Here is a 2,544-nt window from a genome sequence, read left to right as displayed (position 1 = left end):
GCCGTCCCCACGGTCGGCACCGCGCCGGCGGGGGTGGCGATGCCGAACGCGAAACCGCCGTCGGCGAAGCCGGCGTATCCCAGGCGGGTGTAGCTGTACCCGGTCAGCGCCTGGACGGTGTTCAGCGTCGACCCGTCAGCCGCCACCAGATTGCCCGATTCGGCAAACGCCGCACCACCCGTCCGGACGATGTGCGCATCGGTCCCGTTGTAGGTGACTTCATATGCGTTGAGATCGGCGTTCCAACGCACGTCCTTGAGCACTCCGATGCTCGTCAGGTCGGTCGTCGACGTGACGCCCGCCGGCGCCTGGCTCAACGGATTCATCGAGGCCGAAGCGGGCGTGGGCGTTGGGGTCGGCGTGGGCGTGGGCGTTGGGGTCGGCGGGGGCGGGGGCGGCGGAATGGTTGCGACCTCCCCTCCGCCGCCGCCGCAGGCGGTCAGCGCAAGCGACAGCGCCGATGCGCCGGCGACCAGGAAACCATTGCGTGTCATGTCTTCCTCCCTCACTCACTCACTCGCGCGCCGCCCCGCGATGTCGCTCGGCAGCCGCAGGTCGATGGGCGGGAGGTTGCCTGCAATGCCGTCGTTGTGGGATGATGAGGGCCTGACGATTTGCCGATGATCAGCCGATGATTGGGGGGTTTGTCGCGGTGAACGATGCGGTTCGAGTTGAAACGGCGGGCCAGCTCACCACCGCCGACCTCGCGGCCCGGGCCGATTTCAAGCTGGGCGCTTCGACCGTCAGTCCCTCTAACCGGACGATTGCTGGCCCCGACGGCACCGCCGACGTCGAACCCCGCGTCATGCAGGTGCTGGTCGTGCTCGCCGAAGCCCCGGGCCAGGTGGTCGCCCGCGAAACGCTGTTCCAGCGCTGCTGGGGCGGAGTCTATGTCGGCGACGACAGCCTCAACCGCGTTATCCGCGCCATCCGCAAGCTCGCTGCGGAAGTCGGGGGCGAAAGCTTCGCCGTCGAGACCGTACGTCAGACCGGATATCGACTCAGTGTTTCGGGCGGTGCCTCGATCCCCGGGAGCGACCGGTCGGACGAGGCCGCGACGGCTCCATCCCGCAGGCTTTTCCTTGGCGCAGGCGCCGCGGCGCTCGCCGCGGCGGGTGGCGCAGCCTGGTGGTGGCGCAGTCCGCGCGCCGACCCGCGGTTCGACGCGTCGATGGATCGCGGCCTCACCGCCCTTCGCTATGGCGATCGTCGAACCGATTCCGATGCCGTCCAACACTTCAGGCAAGCGGTCGCGATTCGCCCCGACGATGCCGGCGCTCGCGGGCTCCTTGCTTATGCGCTTGTTGCCGAGTCCCAGTCTGGGCCGCGTTCTGACGCTGGAAATGCCATCCAGGAGGCTCAGCGCGCCGCCCAGGCCGCGCTGCGGCTCGATTCGAACCAGCCCGATGCGCTGACGGCACTAGTGCTGATCGAGCGGTCTTTTCAGAGCCGTGCCGCTGTCGAGGACGGCCTCCGGCGAATCCTTGGCGCTGCGCCCGACAATCCCCGGGCGATGTCCTGGCTCGACCGGCTGTTGCAGGGAGCCGGACGAACGCGCGAGTCGTGGCAGTTGAACGAGCGGCTGATTGCGCTCGAACCCATTTCGCCCACCTACATGCTTCGCCGCGCCTTGAAGCTGTGGGTGTTCGGTCGGAGCGAGGAAGCGCAGCAGGCGAGCCAATCGGCGATGGACCTGTGGCCGGCCCACCCGCTGGTCCGGATGTCGCGCCTCCTCATTTGCGCATTTACCGACCGCACCCGCGAAGCCCTCGCGCTCGTCGACGAAGAGGCGAAAAAGCCGATCCTGCTGTCACCGGCTGGCGTATCGATGTGGCGAGCGTCGCTCGCCGCGCTGGAGACGCGCACGCCGGCTGCGATCGAGGCCGCTCGCACGGCGAGTCTCGACGGCGCTCGATCCAGCCCCGCGCTTGCCTCCTACGGACTGCTCGCGATGTCGGCGCTCGGTGATCTCGATACCGCGTTCGACATCGCCGACGGCTTTCTGCTCTCCCGCGGCCCGATCGTGCTTCGCCGCGATTCCCCCGACAAGCAATTGTGGGTGGACGGGCCGCAGTGGCGCAACACGCTCGGGCTGTTCACGCCGGCGTCCCGCGCGATGCGTTCAGACCCTCGCTTCCGGACCCTGAGCGACGGCCTCGGGCTTACCGATTACTGGCGCGCCCGTGGCGCCCCCGACGCGTTCCTGTTCAAGCCCTGAAAGCGGCGCGGGATTCCGCCATCGTCTGTTGCGCAACTCCCTCGCCCGGCAGACGGCATGAAGGTTGCCTAAGCCCAGATGCAGTGGGATGATGGCGACTGAAGATTTGCCGATGTTTGCCGATGACCGGGGGCTCTGCGGCGATGAATGATCTGGGGCGACCTGCCACTGACGGTCTGTTGACCACCGCCCAACTGGCGGCGCGCCCCGATTTCACCCTAGGCCTCGCCGCGGTCAGCCCGTCGAGCCGGACGGTCGCCGGACCCGGCGGCACCGCCGACGTCGAGCCGCGCGTGATGCAGGTGCTGGTCGTGCTCGCCGAAGGC

General features: G+C 68.6%; 1 protein-coding gene and 1 pseudogene. One reads left to right on the top strand and one right to left on the bottom strand.

Translation table 11 applies throughout. From position 1 onward, the window contains the following. Positions 1–494 (bottom strand): annotated as a pseudogene (locus GH737_RS15915) (hypothetical protein); the annotation flags it as partial. A 137-nt stretch (positions 495–631) separates the two neighbouring features. On the opposite strand from GH737_RS15915, the gene GH737_RS14325 reads away from it, so the two are divergent. Next, on the top strand, positions 632–2,218 hold the full coding sequence (locus GH737_RS14325; protein WP_155265448.1) for a winged helix-turn-helix domain-containing protein: 1,587 nt from the start codon (positions 632–634) through the stop codon (positions 2,216–2,218). Positions 2,219–2,544: the final 326 nt, after the last annotated feature.

The organism is Sphingomonas segetis (assembly GCF_009720245.1).
Classification (GTDB): domain Bacteria; phylum Pseudomonadota; class Alphaproteobacteria; order Sphingomonadales; family Sphingomonadaceae; genus Sphingomicrobium; species Sphingomicrobium segetis.
Note: the sequence above shows the minus strand (reverse complement) of the source record. Positions and strands in the feature narration are given on the sequence as shown.